A 24,475-nucleotide genomic window follows, 5' to 3' on the forward strand; every position below is an offset into this window, starting at 1 on the left:
GCACACGCCGCCCGGGTCCGGGAGTGGCTGGAATACGCCTGTGGACGAGTGGTTCGCGCTCATCGGCCGGGGCGGACGTGCACGACGTCCCCCGCGCTGAGCGCCCGCTCCCCGACCAGGAGCCTTGCCTGGGTGTCGACGCCGGTCGCGGTGCCTTCCAGGAGGCGGTCTCCGGGCAGGTGGACCCGGACGGGCCGTCCGAGGGTGACGCAGACGTCCCGGTACTCGGCGGCCAGCCCGCTGGCCTCGGCGTCGCCCGCTGACGCGGTCCAGGCGGCGTAGCGTTCCTCGAACTCGGCCAGGACGGTGGTGAGGAGTTCGTCCCGGCTGGTCCCGGGCGCCCCCTCGGCGCGGAGTGAGGTCGCGTTCTCCACGGGGAGCTGCTCGCGGGTCTGGGCGACGTTCAGCCCCATACCCACCACGATCCCCAGTTGGTCGGCGTCGGAGAAGTCGGCCTCGGCGAGGATCCCGGCCAGCTTGCCGTCCCGTTCCTCCCCCGGCACGAGGACGTCGTTGGGCCACTTGAGCGCGGCCTTGACACCGGCAACCTCGCGTACGGCGGCGACGGCGGCCAGCCCCATCATCGGGGAGACCCAGCCCAACCGGTCGGAGGGCACGGAGGGCCGCACCAGCACGGAGAAGGTGAGCGCCACCCGGGCTGGCGTGGTGAACCCGCGCCCCAGGCGGCCCTTGCCCGCGGTCTGGTGCTCGGTGACCAGCACGGTGCCCTCGGGCGCTCCCTCCTTGGAGCGGGCGATGAGGTCGGTGTTGGTGGACCCGGCCTCGGGCACCACGTCGACGCTGCGCCACAGCCCGCCGGGACGGATGACGGAGGCCGCGATCGCGGTCTGGTTCAGAGGGAGGAGCGCGGTGTGGGCTTCGCTGGTCATAGGCCCATTACAACAGCCCCAAAGCCTGTTCGTGTAAGAGAACATCCGCCTTGTGGAAAACCCACCTTCCGCATGCTTCCCACCGCTAGGTTCTGGCCCTGAAGGTAGATCAGTTGACCGATGAGAACCCGGGCGAGCTCACCCCGGAGTCGTCCCACTGGGAAGTCGTACTGCGTGCCTGGGAGGAGCTCGACCTACCCGAAGGCTGGCGCGCCGAGATCATCGAAGGTGTCATCCACATTTCGTCCCCCTTCGAGGACGAGCACAGACGCACCTTGAGCCTGGTCGAGGAAACGCTCAGCGCGGAGAGCGTGGGCCAGGGCACTCACGAGCACGGTTTCCAGTTCCTGCGCGCACCAGCCATCCAGTTGCCGAACATTCACAGTGTGCACCGCCCAGACCTGTTGGTGACCAACGAGGACGGCGATCCTCTGCTGGCCGTGGAGGTGGCGACCGAAAGCACCGCGCACCAGGAACGCGGTTGGAAAATCGGCGCCTACGCCAACGCGCGGGTTCCCGTGTACCTGCTGATCGACCGCTGGGACGGCGAGTTCACCAATGCCGGGGTCTACTGGTTCTCTGATCCCGGGGACGGCTACTTCCGGCGCCTGACCAAAGTCCCGTTCGGGGACACACTCCACCTGCCGGAGCCGTTCGATCTGACGCTCGATACAGGTGAGTTCCCCGCGTAACAAGGAGACACCTCGGGCCCCGCACCTGTGACAGGTGCGGGGCCCGAGGTTCAACAGGCAGGGGTCAGCCGGTGTTCTGCAACCCCGCGGCCACTCCGTTGACCGAGAGCAGGAGCAGTCGCTCCAGGTGCTGACTGTCCTGGTCGGACAGGGAGTCCGACTCCTCGCCGCGCAGGGCTTCCAGGGCGCGGAGCTGGAGGTGGCTGAGCGCGTCCACGTACGGGTTGCGCAGGTCCACGGCGCGGGAGAGGATCGCGCGGTTCTCCAGGAGGCGGTCGTGGCCGGTCACCTTGAGGACGAGTTCGCGGGTGCGGTCGTACTCGCCCAGGACCGTCTCGGTGAGTTCGGGCCGCCCGCCCAGGGCCAGGTAGCGCTCGGCGATGGTGCGGTCGGTCTTGGCCAGGCTCATCTCCGCGTTGTCCAGCAGCGAGGCGAACAGCGGCCACTCCCGGTAGGCGGCTTGGAGGGCCGACAGGTCGTCCACGGCGGCCAGGCCGGTGCCCAGGCCGTACCAGCCGGGGAGGTTGACCCGGGTCTGGGTCCAGGCGAACACCCACGGGATAGCGCGCAGGTCCCCGAGGCCCTTGGCCGCGCCGCGGCGGGCGGGCCTGGAGCCCAGGCGCAGTTCGCCGAGTTCCTCCAGGGGGCTGACCCGGGAGAACCACACCGCGAAGTCCTCGGTGTTGATCAGCGACAGGTAGGTCCCCTGGGCCGCGGCCGCGATCGTGTCCGCGTAGGGGCGGTAGCGCTCGGCGGCGGCGCGTTCGCGCTCCTGGACGGTGTCGGTGGAGGCCATCAGGACGGCGTGGCCGACCTGTTCGATGTGGCGGCGGCCGATGGCGGCCTGGCCGTAGCGGGCGAAGATGACCTCGCCCTGTTCGGTGACCTTGAAACGGCCGCCGACCGAACCCGGTGCCTGGGCGAGCAGGGCCCGGCTGGCCGGGCCACCGCCACGGCCCAGGGAGCCGCCCCGGCCGTGGAAGAGGGTGAGGACCACGTCGTTCTCGCTGGCCCAGGCGGACAGCCGGGCCTGGGCGTCGTACAGCCGCAGGGTGGCGCTGACCGGCCCCACGTCCTTGGCGGAGTCGCTGTAGCCGAGCATGACCTCCACGCGGCGGTCGTTGTCGGCCAGGCGCTGGCGGACCGGCGGGAGTTCGAGCATCCCGGCCAGGACCCCGGGAGAGGCCTCGAGGTCGGCGCCGGTCTCGAAGAGCGGGATGACGTCCAGGACCGGCACGCGCTTGGGTGGCAGGGCGTGGGTGGCCAGCTTGTAGACGGCCTCGATGTCCTGGGCCGACCGGGTGAAGCTGACGATGTAGCGGCGGCAGGCCTCCACGCCGAAGCGCTCCTGAATCCAGGAGATGGTCCGGATGGTGTTGAGGACCTCCTCGGTGCGCTCCGAGAGGGGGCCGCCCGCCTCGACTTCGGCGAGCGCGGCGGCGTGGACCTCGCTGTGCTGGCGGACCTCCAGTTCGGCCAGGTGGAAGCCGAAGGTCTCGGTCTGCCAGATCAGGTGCTGGAGTTCGCCGTAGGCCTGTCGGCTGGCACCGGCGGCGGCCAGGGAGTCCTGGACCAGGCGCAGGTCGGCGAGGAACTCGTCGGAGTCGGCGTAGGCGAGGTCGGCGTCGCGTTCGCGGGTGGCGAGCAGGCGGGCGGTGGCCAGGAGCAGCAGCTGGCGGTGGGGTTCGTTGGGTGAGCGCTGGGTGATCTCGCCCATCAGGGTGGGGTGTCCGGCCTTGGCCTGGGAGACCGTGTCCAGCAACGCGGGGCTGGCCGGGGTGAGGTTGGAGTAGGCGGTGAGGGTGCGGGCGAGCTTGCCACAGGTGGTCTCCAGGCCGCGCAGGATGTGCTCGGACTGGATGGTCATGGCCTCGCGGGTGACCTCGTGGGTGACGAAGGGGTTGCCGTCGCGGTCGCCGCCGATCCAGGTGCCGTAGCGCACGAAGGGCCTGGCTCGGGGCGGGCGGGTGCCGGTCCCCTCGGGGTCGATGGCGCTGTCCAGCGTCCGGTAGACCTCCGGGATGATCGCGAAGATCGTCTCGTCGAAGGCGGCCAGGGCGGTGCGCACCTCGTCGAGCGGGTCGAGCTTGGTGTAGCGCAGCTGCGAGGTGCGCCAGAGCAGGTCGATCTCCTCCAGGAGGCGGCGGTGCGCCTCAGCGGCGGCGCCGCTGCCCTCGTGGGAGGCGTGCCAGGCGTCCAGCTGGGCGCTGATCCGCAGGATGGAGGTGGAGACGGCACGGCGGCGGGCCTCGGTGGGGTGAGCGGTGAGCACCGGGTGGAACTCCATGCCCTCGACCAGTTCGGCCAGGCGCTCCTCGCCGCCGTCGGTCTCGCGGATGGCGCGCACGGCGGCGGCCAGGGACTCGCGGGACGGGTTGGCGGCGTCGTCGCGTTCGCGCAGGGCGCGCATCCGCTGGTGTTCCTCGGCCAGGTTGGCCAGGTGGAAGTAGACCGTGAAGGCGCGGGCGACCTGCTTGGCGCGCTCCAGGGGCCAGGCGGCGACGAGCTCGGTGATCTCCTCGGTGGTGACGGAGCCGTCGCGGGCGCCGATCACCGCGTGTCGGAGTTTCTCGACATCGGCGAGCAGATCCTCACCGCCGCTTTCGGCGAGGACCGTTCCGAGCATCTCACCGAGCAGCTTGACGTCATTCCTGAGCTGTTCGGGGACTTCCTGCCGGGCACTGTCACGTTCTGCGCTTACCGCTGTCATGGGGCCGACCTTACCGAGATCGTCCCTGGCGGCGTGCGTGCGGGGGTGGATTTACCGTGGTTATGCCCGAGCGTTAACAATTGTGGCCCGGCGGGGACAATTCACATTGACTCACGGTTATCCGGCGTTTCGGAGCGCCTTTTACACCCCGGCTTCCTCCCTGATCGCGGCTGGACACCCGAGCCGCACAGGGGCACACCTACTGACGAGTAACCCAGGCCGCGTGAAGGCGCGTGAGACCCCCGAAGCTAACCTGAGCTGTTATGGCCACCGAAGCCCCTGAACCGCTGTCCGCGGCTGAGATCGACATCCACACGACCGCTGGCAAGCTCGACGACCTGCGGCGACGCAGGTACGAAGCCGTACACGCCGGGTCCGAGCGAGCCGTCGAGAAGCAGCACGCCAAAGGCAAGATGACCGCACGCGAGCGGATCGACGCACTGCTCGATCCGGGTTCGTTCGTCGAGTTCGACGCGCTGGCCCGGCACCGCTCGACCAACTTCGGCCTGGACGCCAACCGCCCCTACGGGGACGGCGTCGTGACCGGCCACGGAACCGTCGACGGCCGTCCCGTCGCCGTGTTCAGCCAGGACGTCACCGTCTTCGGCGGCTCACTGGGCGAGGTCTACGGTGAGAAGATCTGTAAGGTCCTCGACCACGCCCTCACCAACGGCTGCCCCGTGGTGGGCATCAACGAGGGCGGCGGCGCGCGCATCCAGGAGGGTGTGGTGGCGCTCGGCCTGTACGCGGAGATCTTCAAACGCAACACCCACGCCTCCGGTGTCATCCCGCAGATCTCCCTGATCATGGGCGCCACCGCGGGAGGACACGTCTACTCCCCCGCCCTCACCGACTTCGTGGTGATGGTCGACGAGACCTCCCAGATGTTCATCACCGGCCCCGACGTCATCAAGACCGTCACCGGCGAGGACGTCTCCATGGAGGAGCTCGGCGGTGCCAACACCCACGCCAGCAAGTCGGGGGTGGCGCACTACCGGGGCGCCGACGAGCAGGACGCCATCGACTACGTGAAGGCGCTGCTGTCGCATCTGCCGGACAACAACCTCGAGGAGGCCCCGCTCGTGGCCCCCGAGGACGACCCCGGCGACGAGCTCACCGACACCGACCTGGCCCTAGACGCGTTCATCCCGGACTCGGCCAACCAGCCCTACGACATCAAGCAGGTCATCGAATCCGTCCTGGACGACGGCGACTTCCTCGAGGTACACGGCCAGTTCGCCACCAACATCGTGGTAGGCTACGGCCGGGTGGACGGCCGGTCCGTGGGCATCGTCGCCAACCAGCCGATGAGCTTCGCGGGCTGCCTGGACATCGACGCCTCCGAGAAGGCCGCGCGGTTCGTCCGCACCTGCGACGCCTTCAACGTCCCGGTACTGACCTTCGTGGACGTGCCCGGCTTCCTGCCCGGCACCGACCAGGAGTGGGACGGCATCATCCGCCGCGGCGCCAAGCTCCTGTACGCCTACGCCGAGGCCACGGTTCCGCTGATCACCGTCATCACCCGCAAGGCCTTCGGCGGCGCCTACGACGTGATGGGTTCCAAGCACCTGGGCGCCGACGTCAACCTGGCCTGGCCCACGGCGCAGATCGCGGTCATGGGCGCCCAGGGCGCGGTGAACATCCTGCACCGGCGCACGCTCGCCGCGGCAGACGACGTCGAGGCCGAGCGGGCCCGGCTGGTCGGCGAGTACGAGGACACCCTGCTGAACCCGTACTCGGCGGCAGAACGCGGCTACGTGGACGGGGTCATCCTGCCCTCCGAGACCCGGGTGCAGGTCACCAAGGCGCTGAAGGCGCTGCGCAACAAGCGCAAGCAGCTGCCGCCCAAGAAGCACGGGAACATCCCGCTGTGAGCGCGCCGACCGACCCGCGAAAGAACGCGCCGCACCTGGCCGTGGTGCGCGGTGAGCCCACCGAGGAGGAAATCGCCGTGCTCACCGCCCTGCTCACCGCCCGCGCGGCGGCCGCCCGGGCCGCCGCCGAGGCACCCGGGCCCGAGCGTCCCGTCTCCGGGTGGCGGGGCCGTTCTCGCGGTATGCGCACCCCGTTGCGTCCCGGCCCCGGCGCCTGGCGCCTGAGCACGAGATGACCTCTGCCGTGCTCTCCCGTTTCCTAGACTCTTCGTCGAGCGGTCGGCGCGTGACCCGCTCCACGCTCCAGCTGGAGGATTTCCACCGTGCGTAAAGTTCTGATCGCCAACCGCGGCGAGATCGCCGTGCGCATCGCCCGCGCCTGCCGCGACGCCGGGATCGCCAGCGTCGCCGTCTACGCCGAACCCGACCTGGACGCCCTGCACGTCAAGGTCGCCGACCAGGCCCACAGCCTGGGCGGCTCCACCCCGGCCGACTCCTACCTGGACATCGGCAAACTCCTGGCCATCGCCGCGGAGTCCGGTGCGGACGCCGTGCACCCCGGGTACGGGTTCCTGGCCGAGAACGCCGACTTCGCCCAGGCCGTCATCGACGCCGGGCTGACCTGGATCGGCCCGCCCCCCGCCGCGATCACCGCGCTCGGCGACAAGGTGCAGGCCCGCCACATCGCGCAGAAGGTCGGCGCACCGCTGGTCGCGGGCACCCCCGACCCGGTGGAGTCAGCTGAGGAGGTCGTGGCCTTCGCCGAGCAGCACGGTCTGCCGATCGCGATCAAGGCCGCCTTCGGCGGCGGCGGGCGCGGGCTCAAGGTCGCCTACACCCTGGAGGAGGTCGCCGACGCCTATGAGTCGGCGGTGCGTGAGGCGGTGACCGCGTTCGGTCGGGGCGAGTGCTTCGTGGAGCGCTACCTGGACAAGCCGCGGCACGTGGAGACCCAGTGCCTGGCCGACTCCCACGGCAACGTCGTGGTGGTCTCCACCCGCGACTGCTCGCTCCAGCGCCGCCACCAGAAGCTGGTGGAGGAGGCCCCCGCCCCCTTCCTGTCCGACGATCAGATGCAGCGGCTGTACGCCTCCTCCAAGGCCATCCTCAAGGAGGCGGGCTATGTGGGTGCGGGCACCTGCGAGTTCCTGGTCGGAGTGGACGGCACCATCTCCTTCCTGGAGGTCAACACCCGCCTGCAGGTCGAGCATCCGGTGAGCGAGGAGGTCACCGGGATCGACCTGGTCCGCGAGATGTTCCGGATCGCCGACGGCGAGGCCCTGGGCTACGACGACCCCGAGATCCGAGGGCACTCCTTCGAGTTCCGGATCAACGCCGAGGACGCCGGACGCAACTTCATGCCCGCCCCCGGCACCATCACCTCCTTCAACCTGCCCGGCGGGCCCGGGGTGCGGGTGGACACCGGCTGTGAGGCGGGGTTCACCGTCCCCCAGGCCTTCGACTCGATGGTCGCCAAGCTGATCGTGACCGGCCGCACCCGTGCCGAGGCGCTCCAGCGCTCCAAGCGGGCGCTGGCCGAGTTCGAGGTCGGCGGCATGCCCACGGTGATCCCCTTCCACCAGACCGTCGTCGAGGACCCGGCGTTCGCTCCGGCCGACCCCGCCCAGCCGTTCGGGGTGTACACCCGGTGGATCGAGACCGAGTTCGACAACCAGATCGCCCCCTGGTCCGGTGAGCCCGGAACCGCGGAGCCGGCAGAGCGCGAGACCGTGACCGTCGAGGTGGGCGGTAAGCGCATCGACGTGGTCCTGCCCGCCTCCCTGGGCGTCGCGGCGGCTCCGGCCGCCGGAAACGGTGGCGGTAAGAAGAAGCGCGCCGCCCGTAAGAGCGGTGGCGCGGCCGCGGCCAGCGGTGACTCGCTGGTCTCGCCGATGCAGGGCACCGTGGTCAAGGTCGTGGCCGCCGAGGGCCAGACCGTGGCCGAGGGCGAGACGGTGGTGGTGATCGAGGCGATGAAGATGGAGCAGCCGCTGGCCGCGCACAGGGCCGGGACCATCACCGGGTTGAAGGTCGCCCCGGGCGAGACCGTGGGCAACGGCGCGGTGGTCTGCGACATCAAGGACGCCTGACCACACGTTCGTTCCCGGTGCAGGGGCACCGCTGAAGGGCGGTGCCCCTCATTCATCGACCGCGGAGACCGGCCAGGTCGATCTCGATGTCGACGGGCACCGTGGTCTTGAGAACTCCACGGTGGATCGAGGGCCTGCCGTAGCGACCGCTGGCCGGATCCAATTCATGGACGTAGACCACCGCTTCGTCCCCGTCCTGTTCCACGCGCCAGAAGTGCGGGATGCCGGCACGGGCGTAGAGCTCTGGTTTACGTTCCCTGTCCCGGATCTCCGACTCCGGCGAGACGACCTCCACAGCCAACCGCACCGCCGAGGGAAGAACCCAGGTCTGGTCGAACTCGTCGAGGGCATCGGTTCGCACCAACAGCAGGTCTGGTTCCGGGCGCTGTCTCTTGGCCAGTTTGACCGAGAACTCCCGTGCCACCAGCAGGTGTTCGGGGACCTGCCGGTCGAGTTCACGCTCCAACAGTTTGAGGACGAGCATGTGGAACAGTTTCTGGGGGCTCACCAGAACCAAGCTTCCGTCGATGAGTTCGGTGTGCGGCGGAAGATCCGGCATACGGTCCAGGTCGTCAGCGGTATACCCCTCCGGCGGCGGCTGGATCAGGGACCACTGGTCCGCCCTGGAGGAGACCGACTTCTCTGCCACGGTGGGAGCGGACATGTCACTGCCTCCGGTAGTCGGATCGTGCTCGTCGCCCACAGTAGCCACCCCTGTCACCCCGTAACGGTGCTTTCCACGGATTGTCTCACTTCGCCTCACCCGGCACCCGTGAGTGTTCCCCCGCCCGGGCCCTTCGACTCCGGCGCCTGCCCGGGGTGCCCCGGGCGTGATCCTCATCGCCCCCGGAAGCAGGAAGACCCAGCGCACTAGGCACTCCGACCAGCTACTCCACACAAGACGACCGGTTGTGCATGGAAAAGGTAAGGAAACCGGGCTATTGTTCTCGATCGTGACGAACATCTGGGGACTGACGCGAAGGTGGCACATCGACCTGTGCCGCTTCAACAGTCACGCGTGTAGCTAGGTCCACGCGTGCCCGTGCCTACTGCCGGGCAGCGCGCCGCTCACCCTTCCCAGGTCACCTCTCCCGGTGATGCCCGCCCTTCCCCTGCGCCGAGCACCCGCGGCCCGCCGCGCCGACCCGTGACGTCGCACGCGTGCGCCCGGCCACCCATCTCTGGAGTCTTCCTTCCGTGTCCGAGCAGACCACAGCTCCCCGACGCAAACTGCGTTTCCCCTTCGCCGCCCAGGTACTCGCCGGCCTGGTGCTGGGCATCGTCCTGGGTGTCATCGCCCTGCAGATCAGTCCGCCCCACCCCGATACCGGTGAGGCCACCAACTGGCTCGCGGTCACCCTCCAGACCATCGGCTCGACCTTCGTGGCGCTGCTGCGCACGATCGTGCCGCCGCTGATCGTCCTGGCCGTCATCTCCTCCATCGCCAACCTGCGCAACGTCGCCAACGCCGCCCGGCTGGCGTGGAAGACGCTGCTGTGGTTCGCGACCACGGCGCTGATCTCGGTGGCCATCGCGATCACCATCGGCCTGACCCTGCGCCCCGGGCTGAACAGCGGTGTGGACGAGGCGACCGCCGCGGAGCCCTCCACCACGGGCTCCTGGCTGGCCTTCATCGAGAGCATCGTCCCGGCCAACTTCCTGGGCCTGGCCGCGAACACCTCCGGCACCGTCGCCGACGACGGCTCCATCGCGGCGACCACGTCGCTGTCGTTCAACGTGCTCCAGCTGATCGTGATCGCCGTGGTCCTGGGCATCGCGGCGGTGAAGGTCGGCAAGGCCGCCGAACCGTTCATCGCGTTCACCTCCTCCACCCTGGAGGTCGTCCTCAAGGCTCTGTGGTGGGTCATCCGCCTCGCGCCGATCGGCACCGTGGGCCTGCTGGGCAACGCCGTATACAGCTACGGCTGGACCACCATCGGCGCGCTCGGGAAGTTCACCCTGGCGATCTACCTGGGCCTGGTCCTGGTGGTGTTCGTCGTCTACCCGGTGATCGCCCGCCTCAACGGCCTGTCCCCGGTCAAGTACTTCACCGGTGTGTGGCCCGCGGTCCAGCTCGGTTTCGTTTCGCGCTCCTCGCTGGGCACGCTGCCCGTCACCCAGCGCGTCGCCGAGCAGAACCTCGGCGTGCCCCGCTACTACTCCGCGTTCGCGGTCCCGTTCGGCGCCACCACCAAGATGGACGGCTGCGCCGCGATCTACCCCGCGATCTCGGCGATCTTCGTCGCCCAGTTCTTCCCCGGTATCGACCTGGGGATCACCGACTACCTGCTGATCGTGTTCGTCTCGGTGATCGGTTCCGCGGCCACCGCGGGCACTACCGGCGCGACCGTCATGCTGACCCTGACCCTGTCCACCCTGGGTCTGCCCCTGGAGGGCGTGGGCCTGCTGCTGGCCGTCGACCCGATCCTGGACATGGGCCGCACCGCCACCAACGTGGCCGGTCAGGCACTGGTCCCGGCGATCGTCGCCAAGCGCGAGGGCATCCTGGACGTGACCCGTTACCACGCCCCGCGCGGTACCACCGGTTTCGTTCCGCTGGACGAGCCCGGCACCGTCTCCGCCGAGGAGGCCGCCGCCGAGCGCGCGTCGGCCGGGGCCGAAGAGGGCGGCGAGGGCACGGACAAGGACGCCGACCTCGCCGAATCGGGTGCCAGAAGCTAACCGTTCCACCCCGCACCGCGACGGGCCCGCCGGATCCGCTCCGATCCGGCGGGCCCGTCGCGTCAGCCCTCACCGAACGCGTCCGAACAACCGGGAGACACTGGACACAGGGGCTGACCTCGGGAACTGTTCGGGGCTCCTGTTCGTCCCTGTGGTTAAGGGAGGCGAGAGGAACGACATGTTGCGCCGCTTGGTAACACCCACAGTGCTGGCTGCCGGACTCGTGGCGGGGATGGTCACCGCCGCAGCGGTTCCGGCCGCAGCCGACACCCAGACCGAACTACCCGAGACCCAGGACATCGTCGCGGAACTGGAGGACGACGGCGTCTTCGTCGACCCGTCGATCGACCAGATCCCCGCCGCTGACGAGGCCGCCCTGGAGGCCGCCGCGGCGAACGCGGACACACCCGTCTACTACGTGATCCTGCCGTCGGAGGTCGCCACCTCCGAGGCGGGGGTGAACGCCGTGATGGAACCCGTCATGGCCGAGGTCGGCGACGGGGCCTACGGAGTCCTGGGCGGAAGCGACCACTTCTACGTCACCTCACCCAACCTGGAGAGCACCGAGGCGATCAGGCAGATCGCCCTCGACGAGGGCGTCAACCCGATCGACACCCTCGCGGCCGTACCCGACGCGGTCCAGGACACCGAGACCGCCAGCGAGGCCCCGGCCGGGGGCGGCGGTTCCGGCCTGGTGCTGCTCGCCATCCTCGCGATCATCGTCGCGGCCGGCGGCTGGTACGTCTACAACAGCCGTAAGAAGCGCGAGGCCGAGAAGGCCAAGCAGCTCGAGGAGATCAAGCAGATGGCCACCGAGGACGTCGTCCGCCTCGGTGAGGACGTCGCCCGTCTGGAGATCGACCTGTCCAAGGTGGACGACGAGACCCGCAGCGACTACTCGCGGGCCATGGACTCCTACGACCAGGCCAAGTCCCTGCTGGACACCATCCAGGAACCCGAACAGGTCAAGATGGTGACCGGCGCCCTGGAGGACGGCCGCTACTACATGACCGCCACCCGGGCCCGGATGAACGGCGACCCGGTGCCCGCGCGGCGCGGTCCCTGTTTCTTCAATCCGCAGCACGGCCCGTCCAGCGAGGACGTCACCTGGGCCCCGCCCGGCGGCTCGCCCCGGTCGGTGACCGCGTGCCCGGTCTGCGCCCAGGCGGTGCGCACCGGCGGCCAGCCGGACGTGCGCATGGTCGAGGTCGACGGTGAGCGCCGCCCGTACTACGACGCGGGTCCGGCCTACTCGCCCTACGCCGGCGGCTACTTCGGCATGAACATGATGATGGGCATGTTCACCGGCATGATGATGGGCTCCATGATGGGGTCGATGATGGGCGGCGGCATGATGGGCGCCGGTGACGACATGGGCGACGGCGGCGACATGGGCGGCGGTGACTTCGACGGCGGCGGCGACTTCGGGGACTTCGGCGGCTTCGACTTCTAGCCGGTCACGGACGCGCACGAACCGCGCAGGAGGGCTCGGGCGATCTCGCCCGAGCCCTCCTGCGTTTTCTGGCTCCTGCGGCCCGCCGTGTGTCCTGCCCTTCCACACGGCGGGCCGCAGCCGCTCTCCGTCGGAGCCCCTACTCCGGGGAGGCGAGCATGAGGGAGCGCGCGGCCTCGGTGACGCTGCCGGACAGCGACGGGTACACCGAGAAGGTGTGCGCGATGTCGTCGACGGTCAGGCGCTGCTGGACCGCGATGGACACGCCCAGGATGAGTTCGCTGGCGCGCGGGCCGACGATGACGCCGCCCAGGACGATGCCGGTGTGCTGGCGGCAGATGAGCTTGACGAAGCCGTCCTTGACCTCGTTCATCTTGGCGCGCGGGTTGGTGTTCAGCGGCAGGGTGACGGTACGGCCGTCGATGCGGCCGCTGCGCACGTCGTCCTCGCTGGCTCCCACGGCGGCCAGTTCGGGGTGGGTGAACACGGTGGAGGCGACGGTGGACAGCTGCAGCGGGGACACGGCCTCGCCGAGCGCGTGCCACATGGCGATCCGGCCCTGCATGGCGGCCACAGAGGCCAGCATGTTCACGCCGGTGCAGTCACCCGCGGCGTAGACGCCGGGAACGGTGGTCCGGGAGACGCGGTCGACCTCGACGAACCCGCCCTTGCCCAGCCGGACCCCGGCCTCCTCCAGGCCCAGGCCCTCGGTGTTGGGGATCATGCCGACGGTCATCAGACAGTGGCTGCCGTCGACGGTGCGGCCGTCGGAGAGGGTGACCCGGACACCGTCCTCGGTGCGCACGACCGACTCGGCGCGGGTCTGGTTGAGGATGGTCATGCCGCGGCGGGCGAAGACCTCCTCCAACACCTCGGCGGCGTCGGAGTCCTGCGTGGGCATGACCAGGTTGCGCGAGGAGACGAGGGTCACGTTCGACCCCAGGGCCTGGTAGGCGCTGGCGAACTCGGCACCGGTGACACCGGAGCCGACCACGATCAGTTCCTCGGGCAGCTCCTCCAGCTCGTAGAGGTGGCGCCAGGTCAGGATGCGCTCGCCGTCGGGCTTGGCGGTGGGCAGCTCGCGGGGGTGGGCGCCGGTGGCGATGAGGACGACGTCGGCGCGGATGCGGCGTTCGCCGACGGCGACGATGTGCGGGTCGACCAGGCGGGCCTCCCCGATGACGACCTCGACGCCCTCCTTGATCAGACGGGCGCGGGTGTCGTCGGACTGGGCCTGGGCCAGGCGTTTGATCCGCGCGTTGATCTGGTCGATGTCGACCTCGACAGCGGCCTTGTTGTCCTCCGCCTCGGGCACGTGGATGCCCAGGCTGGCGGACTCGCGTACGTACGTGGTCCGGGTGGAGGTGGCGATGAGGCTCTTGGAGGGGACGCAGTCGGTGAGGACGCAGGCGCCGCCGATGCCGTCGCGCTCCACCACAGTCACGTCCGCGCCGAGCTGCGCGGCGACCAGCGCCGGCTCATAGCCCCCGGGCCCGCCACCGATGATCACGACCTTCGTCACGCTGCTTCACTCCCTCTGCGGGCGATGCGGCACACCCGTTCCCGGTCCGGGGCGATATTCGGGCATGGCAGTGCACCACCTGGTTTTATCGCTTCACCCCATTGTCGGCCATGTCCACTGTCGAAAACCGCAGCCACCCCGGCCGAAACGCCTTGTCTCCCCAAGGAGTGGCCTGTCGGACCCCTACCTGACCTCGGCCGATGCGACGAAGGACACGTGAATCAGGTCGCCGAGGTCACCCAAGGTGACGTGTACATTCCGCCCTCCGAACACTCTGCGTTGCGTTCCGGAACAATTTGGCTACACAGGGGTAGCATCCGACTTGTGAGCGAATCAGAGCAGCCGCCCCAGCCGCCCCAGACCACCGGCGAGGCGAAACGACTGGCGGACTCCGCCTCGAAGGAACTCCTGGCCCGGGCCGGGGCCGACAGTTTCGATGCCCTGGTGGTGCTCGGCTCCGGCTGGGCGGGCGCGGTGGACACACTGGGCACGCCCGACATCGAATTCGACGCGACCGAGCTGCCCGGCTTCGTGGCACCCAGCGCCGAAGGGCACAGCGGCAAGGTCCGCAGCATGTGGGTGGGCGAGAAACGCGTGGTCGTGTTCATGGGCCGCGTCCACGTCTACGAGGGCTTCGGCCCGATGGTCGCCACGCACGCGGTGCGGACCGGGATCGCCGCGGGTGCCCGGATCGCGGTACTGACCGGATCGGCGGGATCGCTGCGCACCGACTACCAGCCGGGGCAGCCGGTGGTACTGCGCGACCACGTCAACCTCACCTCGCGGTCCCCGCTGACCGGCGCCAACTTCGTCGACCTGACCCAGGCCTACAGCGAGCGGCTGCGCCAGGTCATCCACGGGGTGGACGCCTCCCTGGCCGAGGGCGTGTACGTGTCCACCACGGGTCCGCAGCTGCAGACCCCGGCCGAGCTGAAGGTGCTGCGCCAGGCGGGCGCGGACGTGGTCGGGCGCTCGATCGCGCTGGAGACCATCGCGGCGGTGGAGATGGGCGCCGAGGTGCTGGGGCTGTCCATGGTCAGCAACGACGCGGTGGGCGCGGTGCTGGACCCCTTCGAGGAGGATCGCGCCCTGGAGATCGTCACCCAGCGAGCGCGCCGGCTCGGTGAACTGCTGAACCGGGTGATCGCCGCGGCCTGAGCGCCGAGGGCCCAACGGAAAAGCCTCCTACACAGCACAAAGCCCGGCGGAGACCGCCGGGCTTTCGTGTGCGCTTGGAGACTGGAGAGGCGTGCTTGCCCAGAGGGGACAAGCGAGAGAAGTTGGGGCGCCTTCGACCGGACCCGGCGTGTCCGGTACCGGCGTGGCGAGCGTACATCCCGAGGCCATGGGATGGACGGTACCGGCCGCAGGTCCGGCCGAAGGCGGTGCTTTCCCCGGTGCCGTCGTGCGCTCAGGATCCCCGCAGACCCCGTTGGACTAGCGCTGACGACACCTTCTCTTCCCGATATTCAGTTGAACCGCGCGCGTCGCCTTTGGAGGAAGATCCGGGTGGGTGGCCATCCGCGCGAAGCCCGCCCACCCGGAACGTTCTCCCTTAGGCATGCCTAACCTAACCAGAATTCCGGGGTGCTCGTCAACCCCACACCCCGAAAACGAAGAACCCGGTTCCCGCGCACCGCGCGGGAACCGGGTTAGGCCCGAGGAGAAGCGCCCCGAACAGCAAAAACACGGGCCAGAAGAAACTCAGGCCAGGAGCAACACGGCCGCGAGCAGCAGGAGGGGCACCGCCAGGACGACGATGACCTCGACCGGCACCATCGTCTGCGGGCGGTCCTCGGCGCCCAGCGCGGCCGGGCCCTCCTCACTGATCTCCTTGATGGGGCCGCTCAGCGGACGCGTCTTGTACCGCTCCGCGTCCCTGCGCAGGTCGCGGGCGGCCAGGTCCACCGGGCGCATCTGGGTCGGGTCCCTGTCGTCGTCGGGGTCCAGGTAGCCCGACTCCCGGCGCATGTTCTCGCGGACCTTGGCCCGCTTGGTCTCGCGCAGGGGCCAGGAGCGCAGCACCTGCTCGGGGGTGTGCACCCGCAGCACGTCGACCACGTCCACCCACTGCACGGCCGCCCACGGCACGAAGGTCTCGCGCAGCGGGTTGACCATCCGGATACCCCGCTCCGTGGAGACCACCCGCGGGCGCAGCCACACGACGTAGACCACGGCGACGCTCAGGACCAGGGCCGCCCCGGCGATCCAGGCCATCCGGTCCTGACCGCGCAGCACCACGTCCACCAGGAGCAGGACCGCGATGACCACCCACCCCATCGCCATCACCCGGGAGGAGGTGGAGTAGTGCGTGGTGGGCCCGCCGTCGGGTCCGGCCATCAGTGGGTCGCCCACTTCAGCTGCGCGAACCCGGGCTTGATGATCCCGTTGATCAGCGACAGGCGCTCGTCGAAGGGCAGGAAGGCCGACTTCATGGCGTTGACCGTGAACCACTGGAGGTCGTCCCAGTCGTAGCCGAAGGCCTCGCTCAGCTTGGCGAACTCCTCCGACAGGGTGACCCCGCTCTGGAGGCGGTTGTCGGTGTTGACCGTGACCCGGAAGCGCAGGTCGTGCAGGAGCTTGATCGGGTGCTCGGCGATGGAGTCGGCGGCGCCGGTCTGCACGTTGGAACTGGGGCACATCTCCAGCGGGACGCGCTTGTCGCGCACGTACTGGGCGAGGCGGCCCAGCCGCGGCACGCCGTTCTCGTTGGTGGTGATGTCGTCGACGATGCGCACGCCGTGGCCGAGGCGGTCGCAGCCGCACCACTGGAGCGCCTCCCAGATGGAGGGCAGTCCGAAGGCCTCACCGGCGTGGATGGTGAAGTGGAAGTTCTCCCGGCGCAGGTACTCGAAGGCGTCCAGGTGGCGGGTGGGCGGGTTGCCCGCCTCCGCGCCGGCGATGTCGAATCCGGACACCCCGGCGTCGCGGTAGCGGACCGCGAGCTCGGCGATCTCCGAGGAGCGGGCCGCGTGCCGCATGGCGGTCACCAGCTGCCCGGTGCGGATGCTGCGGCCGGAGTCCGCCGCGCGCTTCTCCCCCAGTTCGAGCCCTTCCTGGACGGCCTCGACGACCTCCTCCAGGGTGAGCCCGCCCTCCAGGTGCTGTTCGGGGGCGTAGCGCTGCTCGGCGTAGACCACACCGTCGGCGGCCAGGTCCTCGGCGGCCTCGGCTGCGACCCGCACCAGGGCGTCACGGCTCTGCATGACGGCGGTGGTGTGCGCGAAGGTCTCCAGGTAGCGCTCCAGCGACCCGGAGTCCGAGGCGTCGCGGAACCAACGCCCGAGCTCGGCCGGATCGTAGGTGGGCAGGCCCTTGTACCCGGCCTCCTGGGCCAGTTCGACGACCGTGGACGGGCGCAGGCCGCCGTCGAGGTGGTCGTGCAGGAGCACCTTCGGCGCCCGCCGGATCTGTTCGACTGTGAGTGGCTGGTTCATCTACCCAGAATGCCACCGGGCGGTGAGGGCCCCCGACACGGCGACACGAAGTTACCGAAAATCCGGCAGAAGCCGCCGGTCAGCGTCGGGCCCCGGCCACGTGGACGATCGGGCTGGAACCGCGGTCAGGCCGGGGCCGCGATCAGGCCAGGGCCTCGCTGTCCACCCGCATGCCCTCGGGGGCGTGCTCCCACAGCGCGGTGAGAGCGGTGGTCGCCATCAGGCGGGTGCCCACCCCGATCGCGCGCTCGTCCACGTCGAAACTGCCCCGGTGCAGGTCCAGCATGGGCCCGCTCCAGTCCGGGGAGTGGGTGCCCAGCCGGGCCAGCGCGCCGGGTGCGTGCTCCAGGTACCAGGCGAAGTCCTCCCCGCCCAGGCTCTGCGGGGTCGGCCCGACGGCGTCGGACCCCAGGGCCGACGTGGCGGCCTCACGCATGATGTCCACGCTGCGCGCCTCGTTGATGGTGGGCGGAACACCCCGGCGGTAGGTGACATCGGCGTCGGCGCCGTAGGCGGAGGCGACCGACTCCACCAGTCCCTTGAGGATGTCCGGGGCGGCGTGCCAGGCCTCGTCGTCCAGGCAGCGCACGGTGCCCTCGGCGACGGCGTCGTCCGGAATGACGTTGGGCGCCGATCCCGCGCTGATCCGGCCCCACACCAGGCTGAACCCGGCCCGGGGGTCGATGCGGCGGGAGAGCGCGGCGGGTAGTTCGGTGACGATCTTGCCGAGCGCGTAGACGAGGTCGGAGGTCAGGTGCGGGCGGGCGGTGTGCCCGCCCGGCCCGGACAGGCGCACCATGATCTGGTCGCAGGCGGCGGTGATGCCGCCGGTGCGCAGGCCCACCTTGCCCACGAGCTGGCGGGGGTCGCAGTGCAGGGCGAAGATGCGGTCCACGCCGTCCATGCCGCCGGCCTTGACGACCTCCACCGCCCCGCCGGGAAGCTCCTCGGCGGGCTGGAAGAGGAGCCGGACGCGGCCCGGCAGGGCACCGGCGCGGTCCTGCTGGGCGAGGAAGATCCCCGTGGCCAGCAGGACCGTGGTGTGCACGTCGTGTCCGCAGGCGTGCGCGACGCCGGGGACGGTGGAACGGTAGGGGACGTCCTTCTCGTCGGTGAGGGGGAGCGCGTCGATGTCGGCGCGCAGGGCGACCGTGGGGCCGGGGCCGTCGCCGATGTCGCAGATCAGACCGGTGCCCTGGGGGAGGGTGCGGGGTCGCAGTCCGACCTGGCGTAGCCGTTCGGTCAGCCGGCCCGTGGTGCGGTGCTCGGCGAAGGCGAGCTCCGGGTGCATGTGCAGGTCCCGTCGAAAGCCCGTGAGCTCCCGCTCATGGCGCGCCAGAAAAGCGGTCAACTGTTCCGGCAGGTCACGTCCCTGCATGCGAGGGTCCCCTCTTCGTTACACGTCTTACCGCGCACCGGCTCCATCGCCGACGCCGACCGTCGCGCGGGTGGAATCGCCTTCGAACTCGGCGGAGAGCATGTCCACGACGTCTTCGAGCGATCCGCCTTCGGCGACGACCGCCCGCTGGCGCTCGTAGGAGGCGCCCTTGTCCAGGATCTCGGAGATCAGGTCCAGGTCCTCCGCGCAGCCCAGGCGGGCCGCGACCGGAGCCAGCTCGCGGACCAGCTCGTAGAGGTCGTCACGGATCGGAACTGTGGTTCCGTGCGAGTCCGTGATGACTCGAGCGTCGAGTCCGTAGCGGGTGGCCCGCCACTTGTTGTCCTTCACCACCCAGGACGGCGGGCTGGGCAAGCTGTACCCGCGGTCGAGCTGGTGATCGAACATCTCCACCAGACTCTGGGAGAGAGCGGCGGCCATTCCCACCTCGCGCAAGGTGGGAATGCCGTCGAACATCCGGATCTCTATGGTGCCGAAATCCGGGTGCGGACGGATGTCCCACCACACTTCCTTGATAGAGGCGATGGTACCTGCCCGGAGAAGGGTTTCGAGGTATTCCTCGAAAGCGGTCCAACCTGACAGGTTCGGCGGCGGCCCCGAGGTGGGGAGCGCACCGAAGACAATCGAGCGCGCGGAGGCCAGTCCGGTGTCGTGACCACCCCAAAAGGGGCTAGAAGCACTCAAAGCAAGGAAATGTGGCAGATAGTTCGCGAGCGCGTTCACGATCGGAATGGCCTTCTCCTGGCCGCGCACCCCCACATGGACGTGAACGCCGCAGGTCAGGATGCGTCGGGCCAGCCACTGCATCTGGTCGACCAGCTCGCCGTAGCGCTTTCCGGGGCTGAGCTCCTGGTCACGCCAGTCGTCTATCGGGTGGGTTCCCGAACAGGTCAGGGTGGTACCGCGGGGTTCGAGCACCTCGCGCATCCGGGCGACGCTGCGACCGAGATCACCCTTGGCCTCCTCCACCGTCTCGCAGATCCCGGTCACCACCTCCACCTGGGACTGCATCAGTTCGTGCCGCAGCGGGGGGACCGCCGCCTCACTGCTGAGATCGGGGAGTGCGGCGAGGAGTTGCCGCGCCTCCTGCCGGAGATGGCGACTGCCGCGGTCGACGAGTTGGAGTTCCCACTCGACCCCGAGCGTCGCTCGTTCGGACGTTGTGAATGCGATTCCCATCTGCCCTCCAGGTATGGGACGGCCGTTGTGGCCGACGCACCGCTGCCCCGGCGAAACCGGCCATCCGGGACAGGGGAGGACTACCCACCCCACACCGCGCGCATACGGAAGGAACCCTCAGTAAAAAACGAATTCTTTCCGGCCGCTTTTCACTTCGACGGTTGGCTGGTCCTTCAGCCGGCCCTTCGGGATTTCGACCGGTCGCGGAGGGCGAACGCCGCGCCCGCCGCCGCGATCACCGCCCCCACCAGTGACAACCCCAGGGCGAGCACCCGGCGGGCCAGGCGCTGCTCGGCCAGGTCCTCCTCACGCGGGCGCAGCACGGGGGTCGGCCGTGTCCAGTCCATCCCGTTCTGCTCCGGCAGCGGCAGGGTCCCGGTGTAGGGCGGCAGCACCGGCAGCCAGGTGGCCGTCCAGGCGGCGCTGAACATGACCACGCGCATCACCAGGTTGATCCACACCAACAGGCCCACCAACACCGCGAAGGAGGCGTATACCGGGTTGGTGAGCGTGCCCGCCAGCAGCTGCGCGGCGAGGTTCTTGAGGATCTCGAAGCCCACCGCGCCCAGCAGCGCCCCCTTCCACATCATGCCCGTCGGCCGCCCCGCCCCCGACAACAGCGCGAAGACCAGCAGGAACAGGCACATGTTCACGGCGATGGCGATGACCAGGGCCAGGGCGCGCAGCGACAGGTTGGCCACCAGCGACCCCTCAAGGCCCACCAGGGACAGCAGCCAGACCGTGGCGGTCTGCATGACACTGGTGAAGGCGACGGTGAGCAGCAGGGCCGACCCCAGCCCGATCATGACCAGCAGGTCGCCCAGCTTGCGCAGCACGAAGTTGGGGCCCTGTTTGAGGCTCTTCAACCAGATCGTGTGCAGGGCCTCGCGCAGCGCCGAGACCGAGTTCAGGCCCGCGTACAGCAGACCCAGCAGGCCCAGCACGCTCGCGCCCACCCGGGCGTCCGCGATCTGGTCCATGGGCAGCTGCTGGGAGAGCCCGGGCAGCACCTCGTCCAGCGCCTCCTCCAGGTAGGTGGTGAGCTCCACCTGCCTGGCCGCCAGGAAGCCGACGACCGCGAAGGCCAGCGCCAGCAGCGGGAAGAAGGACAGGAACGCGAAGTAGGTGACCGCCCCCGCCAACTGGGTGCCGTTGCGGTCGGAGTAGCGCTCACCGGCCCGCACCAGGTGGTCGAAGAACGGGCGGCGGCGCCGCAGCTCCCAGAAGCCGTCCATCGCCACGTTCTGGTAGTGCTGGGCCGCGTCCTTGGCCCGGTCGAGCACTCCGGCCATAACCAACCCCCGTCACACCAATGAGTCCGTAACCCTAGCTTCGCCGATCCCGCCTGAGGAAAACCCCACGCCCGGCCGGTACCGAAGTGACGGCAAACTTGAGATCGGTGTTCACCGGGGAGACCGCGAGAAGACAGGGGACGGCGCGTGGGGGTCATCGGGGCGCGGGTGCGCGCGGTGCTGGGTACACGGACCGGGGGGCCGGTCGGGGACTGGCCGGAGGCGCCCGACGACGAAGCCCTGCGCTCGGCGTACGCGGAACTCTTCGGGGCGGCCCCCGAGGGCCTGTGGCACGCGCCGGGGCGGCTGGCGCTCATGGGCGAGCACACCGCGGCCGGCGGCGGAGCGGCCCTGTACGCGGCGCTGCCCTGGGGGGTGACGGCGGCGGCCGGGACCACGGCGGACGGACGCGTGCGCGTGGCGACGCCCAGCGGCCCGCTGAGCGATCGGGGACGGCCAGCCCTCGCGGTGGCCGGGGCCGTGGCCCACGCGCGCGAGAAGGGCCTCCTGGGCGCGGGGAGCGGCCTTCGGGTGGTGCTCGGCTCCGACCTGCCCGAACACGCCTCCCTGGGCCACTCGGCCGCGGTCGGCGCGGCGGTGTCCCTGGCGCTGGCCGATCTCGCCGGGGCCGACCGCCCCACCGGGGGCACCGTCGACCAGAGCGTGGCCCTGGCCGCCCGCGCAGGGCACGCCGTCCGGGTGAACCTGGCCAGCGGCCGGACCACCGTGCTGCCGTTCGACCTCGCGGCGGCGGAACTGCGGTTGGTCGTGCTGGAGACCGGGGCGCTCCCCCGGCGGGACCCGCGCCCGGTCCGCGCCGCCGAGCTGGACCGGGCCCAGGACGTCCTGGGCCCGCTGCGCGCCGTCCAGGACCTGCCCGGGGCGCTGCGCCGCCTGCAGAACCCCGTCCTGCGCAGCCGGGTGGAGTACGCCGTCACCGAGGTGCACCGGCTCAACGCCGCGGTCGGTCTGCTGCGCACGGAGCGGGCGGCGGAGACCGGGCCGATCCTGTCCGCCTCGCACCTGTCCCTGCGCCGCTTCGGCCTTCCGCTGCCCTCCGTCGACCTGGCGGTGGAGACCGCGGCGCTGGCCGGGGCCCGGGGCAGTCGGATGACCGGGTGGGCGGGGACCGCCTTCGCACTGGTCTCCGAGGACCGGGCGGACGACCTGACCGCGGCGGTCCGGAGCGCGTTCGCGGCGAAGGGGTGGCCCGAGCCCCGCATGCGGGCCGCGCTGCCGTCCGGCGGAGCCTCCCGCCTGCGCTGAGGCCCCTCTCCGGAGCCCCTCCCCGCCTTTGAGCCCCCCCACCGAGAACCCTTGGCCCGCAGGCCTCCGGAGTGACGGCCCACGGGCGCCGGAAGAGATCGGAGCGAACCCGACTACTCTGTCAGCGATCACAAGGGACATAAGACACACGCACAGGACACGCGGCGCGGAGCAGATAGGCGATTCGATGGCTGATCGACGGCACCCGGGAGAGCCCGGCTCGACCGGTGAACACAACAGAGGGGGTGTGTTCCGACGCGGCGGCGGCCCCGGCAAGCCGGACGAGTTCGAGAAGCTCTACCGCTCCCGTGAGTCCGAGCAGCGGGTCGTGGGCGAGACCCGGCGGATCCCCCCGGCCGACCAGGTGCCCCCGCACCGTCCCCGGAAGCGCCGCACCCACAGCGCCGGGCGGGAGTACGACGGCCGCGGCCACCAGCGCCGCGCGCAGCAGCGCCGCAGGAAGACGGCCCGGAACACGCTGATCATCGTGCTGGTCCTGCTCCTGGTGATCCCCGGCGGCTTCTACCTCTGGGCGGACTCGCGGCTGGAGCGGGTCGACGCCCTCCAGGACTACGAGGGACGCCCGGACCGACAGCCCGGGACCACGTACATGATCGTCGGCTCCGACAGCCGTGAGGGCCTGGACGACGACCAGATCCGGGAGCTGGCCACCGGCCGCGCCGAGGGCCGCCGTACCGACACGCTCATGGTGCTGTACATGCCCCGCGACGGCGACCCCACGATCGTCAGCGTGCCGCGCGACTCCTACGTCCCCATGGCGATCCCCGGCTACGCGGACAACAAGATCAACACCGCCTTCGCCGACTCCGTGTGCGGCACCGGCGAGGACGGCGAGGAGGTCTGCGGCGGTCCGGGCCCGCTCGTGCAGAGCTTCGAGCAGGCCTCGGGCGTGCGGATCGACCACTACGTGGAGATCGGCATGGGCGGCTTCGTCGACCTGGTCGACGCGGTCGGCGGCGTGGAGCTGTGCCCGGAGGAGCCGATGGTGGACCCGAAGGCGGGCCTGGACATCGAGGCGGGCTGCCAGGAGATGGACGGCGGCACCGCGCTGGGCTACGTGCGCACCCGCGCCACCCCGCGCGCGGACCTGGACCGCATCCAGCGCCAGCGCGAGTTCTTCTCCGCGCTGATCCAGGAGGCCAGCGCCCCCTCCACGATGTTCAACCCCTTCAAGTCCGTGCCGCTGGTGGTCGCGGGCACCGACACGTTCATGGTCGACGAGGGCGACAAGCTGCGTCACCTGGCCAGCATGCTGATGGCGATGCGCGGCGGCACCGCGACCACAGCCGTGCCGGTGGGGAGCACCCCGACCCTGGACGGCGTGGGTTCGGTCGTGCTCTGGGACGAGGCCAGGTCGGAGCAGATGTTCGCGGCCATGCGCGAGGGCGAGCCCATCCCCGAGGAAGCCATGCAGGACTGATCTCCCGCGATCCCCTCGGGCAGTCCCCGCGACCCCCTGCCCGGGAACCCCTTGGAGCTTCTGAAGCCCCTGGAACGAGCGAAGGGCCCGTCACCGGAGTGACGGGCCCTTCTTCGTGACGTTCCGTACTGTGCGCGCCTACCCCCCAGCGGGCGCACGGCCGGCACGTCGGCTCGTGGTGGCCGAGGGGCTCGAAACCCGCTCTGGCCTGCCGGTTCTCACCGGCGTGTCTCCACAATAGGTCAAAGTTCGCGAAAGGTGCGAATCGTGTTCACGTGTCCTACGTCGCACCCATCCCGGAAGGCCCCTCTCCGGCTCTGCCATCCTCCCACCGCTGACCCTCCGATGGGGGCCGAACACGAGAAACACGCCGAGGAACTTCTACCGAACCGAAGCCCCGAACCCCCGCGAACAGCGCCTTTCGCGCTTCTCACCCCGGTCAGCGACCCCCGGAGACGAAAGAACCCGGGCGTCCCCTCACGGGGACGCCCGGGCGTGGTCAAGGTCTCACCTCGGCTGTCGGCTCATGACCGCCGGGGCGAGCCCCC

Annotated in this window: 18 protein-coding genes; 9 read left to right on the plus strand and 9 right to left on the minus strand. The window is 70.2% G+C overall.

Going from position 1 to position 24,475, the window contains the following annotated elements; all coding sequences use genetic code 11:
* Positions 1–59: 59 nt before the first annotated feature.
* Positions 60–890 carry a biotin--[acetyl-CoA-carboxylase] ligase gene (locus NE857_RS29180; protein WP_254418527.1) on the minus strand — a complete coding sequence of 277 codons (831 nt, stop codon included), beginning with the start codon at positions 888–890 and terminating at the stop codon, positions 60–62.
* A gap of 113 nt (positions 891–1,003) precedes the next feature.
* On the opposite strand from NE857_RS29180, the gene NE857_RS29185 reads away from it, so the two are divergent.
* Positions 1,004–1,582: a Uma2 family endonuclease gene (locus tag NE857_RS29185; protein ID WP_254418528.1), complete on the plus strand. Its 579-nt coding sequence runs from the start codon at positions 1,004–1,006 to the stop codon at positions 1,580–1,582.
* 64 nt (positions 1,583–1,646) lie between these two features.
* On the opposite strand, the gene NE857_RS29190 is transcribed toward NE857_RS29185, so the two are convergent.
* Positions 1,647–4,292 carry a phosphoenolpyruvate carboxylase gene (locus NE857_RS29190; protein ID WP_301184270.1) on the minus strand — a complete coding sequence of 882 codons (2,646 nt, stop codon included), beginning with the start codon at positions 4,290–4,292 and terminating at the stop codon, positions 1,647–1,649.
* 263 nt (positions 4,293–4,555) lie between these two features.
* Here NE857_RS29190 and NE857_RS29195 point away from each other — a divergent pair, with 263 nt between their 5' ends.
* The 3 genes from NE857_RS29195 (at position 4,556) to NE857_RS29205 (ending at position 8,256) form a co-directional block, all read left to right on the plus strand.
* Positions 4,556–6,166 carry an acyl-CoA carboxylase subunit beta gene (locus tag NE857_RS29195; protein ID WP_254418529.1) on the plus strand — a complete coding sequence of 537 codons (1,611 nt, stop codon included), beginning with the start codon at positions 4,556–4,558 and terminating at the stop codon, positions 6,164–6,166.
* Positions 6,163–6,402 carry an acyl-CoA carboxylase subunit epsilon gene (locus NE857_RS29200; protein WP_254418530.1) on the plus strand — a complete coding sequence of 80 codons (240 nt, stop codon included), beginning with the start codon at positions 6,163–6,165 and terminating at the stop codon, positions 6,400–6,402. The genes NE857_RS29195 and NE857_RS29200 overlap by 4 nt, the downstream gene beginning before the upstream one ends.
* Positions 6,403–6,489: 87 nt before the next feature.
* Positions 6,490–8,256 carry an acetyl/propionyl/methylcrotonyl-CoA carboxylase subunit alpha gene (locus NE857_RS29205; protein ID WP_254418531.1) on the plus strand — a complete coding sequence of 589 codons (1,767 nt, stop codon included), beginning with the start codon at positions 6,490–6,492 and terminating at the stop codon, positions 8,254–8,256.
* A gap of 52 nt (positions 8,257–8,308) precedes the next feature.
* Here the strand turns inward: NE857_RS29205 and NE857_RS29210 are convergent, their stop codons facing one another.
* Positions 8,309–8,920, minus strand: coding sequence for a Uma2 family endonuclease (locus NE857_RS29210; RefSeq protein ID WP_254418532.1), 612 nt, complete (start codon positions 8,918–8,920; stop codon positions 8,309–8,311).
* A 533-nt stretch (positions 8,921–9,453) separates the two neighbouring features.
* On the opposite strand from NE857_RS29210, the gene NE857_RS29215 reads away from it, so the two are divergent.
* Together NE857_RS29215 and NE857_RS29220 are read left to right on the plus strand one after the other, a co-directional pair.
* Positions 9,454–10,938, plus strand: a complete 1,485-nt coding sequence (locus NE857_RS29215) for a dicarboxylate/amino acid:cation symporter (protein ID WP_254418533.1) — start codon at positions 9,454–9,456, stop codon at positions 10,936–10,938.
* A 205-nt stretch (positions 10,939–11,143) separates the two neighbouring features.
* Positions 11,144–12,391 (plus strand): chemotaxis protein CheA, encoded by a 1,248-nt coding sequence (locus tag NE857_RS29220; protein WP_254422137.1) that lies wholly within the window; start codon positions 11,144–11,146, stop codon positions 12,389–12,391.
* 139 nt (positions 12,392–12,530) lie between these two features.
* On the opposite strand, the gene NE857_RS29225 is transcribed toward NE857_RS29220, so the two are convergent.
* Positions 12,531–13,913, minus strand: a complete 1,383-nt coding sequence (locus NE857_RS29225; RefSeq protein ID WP_017584075.1) for an NAD(P)H-quinone dehydrogenase — start codon at positions 13,911–13,913, stop codon at positions 12,531–12,533.
* 324 nt (positions 13,914–14,237) lie between these two features.
* Here NE857_RS29225 and NE857_RS29230 point away from each other — a divergent pair, with 324 nt between their 5' ends.
* Positions 14,238–15,071 (plus strand): purine-nucleoside phosphorylase, encoded by an 834-nt coding sequence (locus NE857_RS29230; RefSeq protein ID WP_254418534.1) that lies wholly within the window; start codon positions 14,238–14,240, stop codon positions 15,069–15,071.
* Between the two features lie 546 nt (positions 15,072–15,617).
* On the opposite strand, the gene NE857_RS29235 is transcribed toward NE857_RS29230, so the two are convergent.
* The 5 genes from NE857_RS29235 to NE857_RS29255 all read right to left on the minus strand — a co-directional run bounded on the left by NE857_RS29235 (position 15,618) and on the right by NE857_RS29255 (position 21,220).
* Positions 15,618–16,268 carry a PH domain-containing protein gene (locus NE857_RS29235; RefSeq protein ID WP_425572075.1) on the minus strand — a complete coding sequence of 217 codons (651 nt, stop codon included), beginning with the start codon at positions 16,266–16,268 and terminating at the stop codon, positions 15,618–15,620.
* The gene (locus NE857_RS29240; RefSeq protein WP_254418536.1) at positions 16,253–17,350 is read right to left on the minus strand and encodes an adenosine deaminase; all 1,098 of its coding nucleotides are present in this window, start codon (positions 17,348–17,350) and stop codon (positions 16,253–16,255) included. The genes NE857_RS29235 and NE857_RS29240 overlap by 16 nt, the downstream gene beginning before the upstream one ends.
* A gap of 142 nt (positions 17,351–17,492) precedes the next feature.
* On the minus strand, positions 17,493–18,728 hold the full coding sequence (locus NE857_RS29245) for a M20 family metallopeptidase (RefSeq protein WP_254418537.1): 1,236 nt from the start codon (positions 18,726–18,728) through the stop codon (positions 17,493–17,495).
* Positions 18,729–18,755: 27 nt separating this feature from the next.
* Positions 18,756–19,928 (minus strand): glutamate--cysteine ligase, encoded by a 1,173-nt coding sequence (locus tag NE857_RS29250; RefSeq protein ID WP_017584070.1) that lies wholly within the window; start codon positions 19,926–19,928, stop codon positions 18,756–18,758.
* 173 nt (positions 19,929–20,101) lie between these two features.
* On the minus strand, positions 20,102–21,220 hold the full coding sequence (locus tag NE857_RS29255; RefSeq protein WP_254418538.1) for a YihY/virulence factor BrkB family protein: 1,119 nt from the start codon (positions 21,218–21,220) through the stop codon (positions 20,102–20,104).
* A gap of 147 nt (positions 21,221–21,367) precedes the next feature.
* Here NE857_RS29255 and NE857_RS29260 point away from each other — a divergent pair, with 147 nt between their 5' ends.
* Positions 21,368–22,486 (plus strand): galactokinase family protein, encoded by a 1,119-nt coding sequence (locus NE857_RS29260; RefSeq protein WP_254418539.1) that lies wholly within the window; start codon positions 21,368–21,370, stop codon positions 22,484–22,486.
* Between the two features lie 187 nt (positions 22,487–22,673).
* Positions 22,674–23,927, plus strand: coding sequence for an LCP family protein (locus NE857_RS29265; RefSeq protein ID WP_254418540.1), 1,254 nt, complete (start codon positions 22,674–22,676; stop codon positions 23,925–23,927).
* Positions 23,928–24,475: the final 548 nt, after the last annotated feature.

It is taken from the genome of Nocardiopsis exhalans, from assembly GCF_024134545.1.
In the GTDB taxonomy this organism is placed as follows: Bacteria; Actinomycetota; Actinomycetes; order Streptosporangiales; family Streptosporangiaceae; genus Nocardiopsis; species Nocardiopsis exhalans.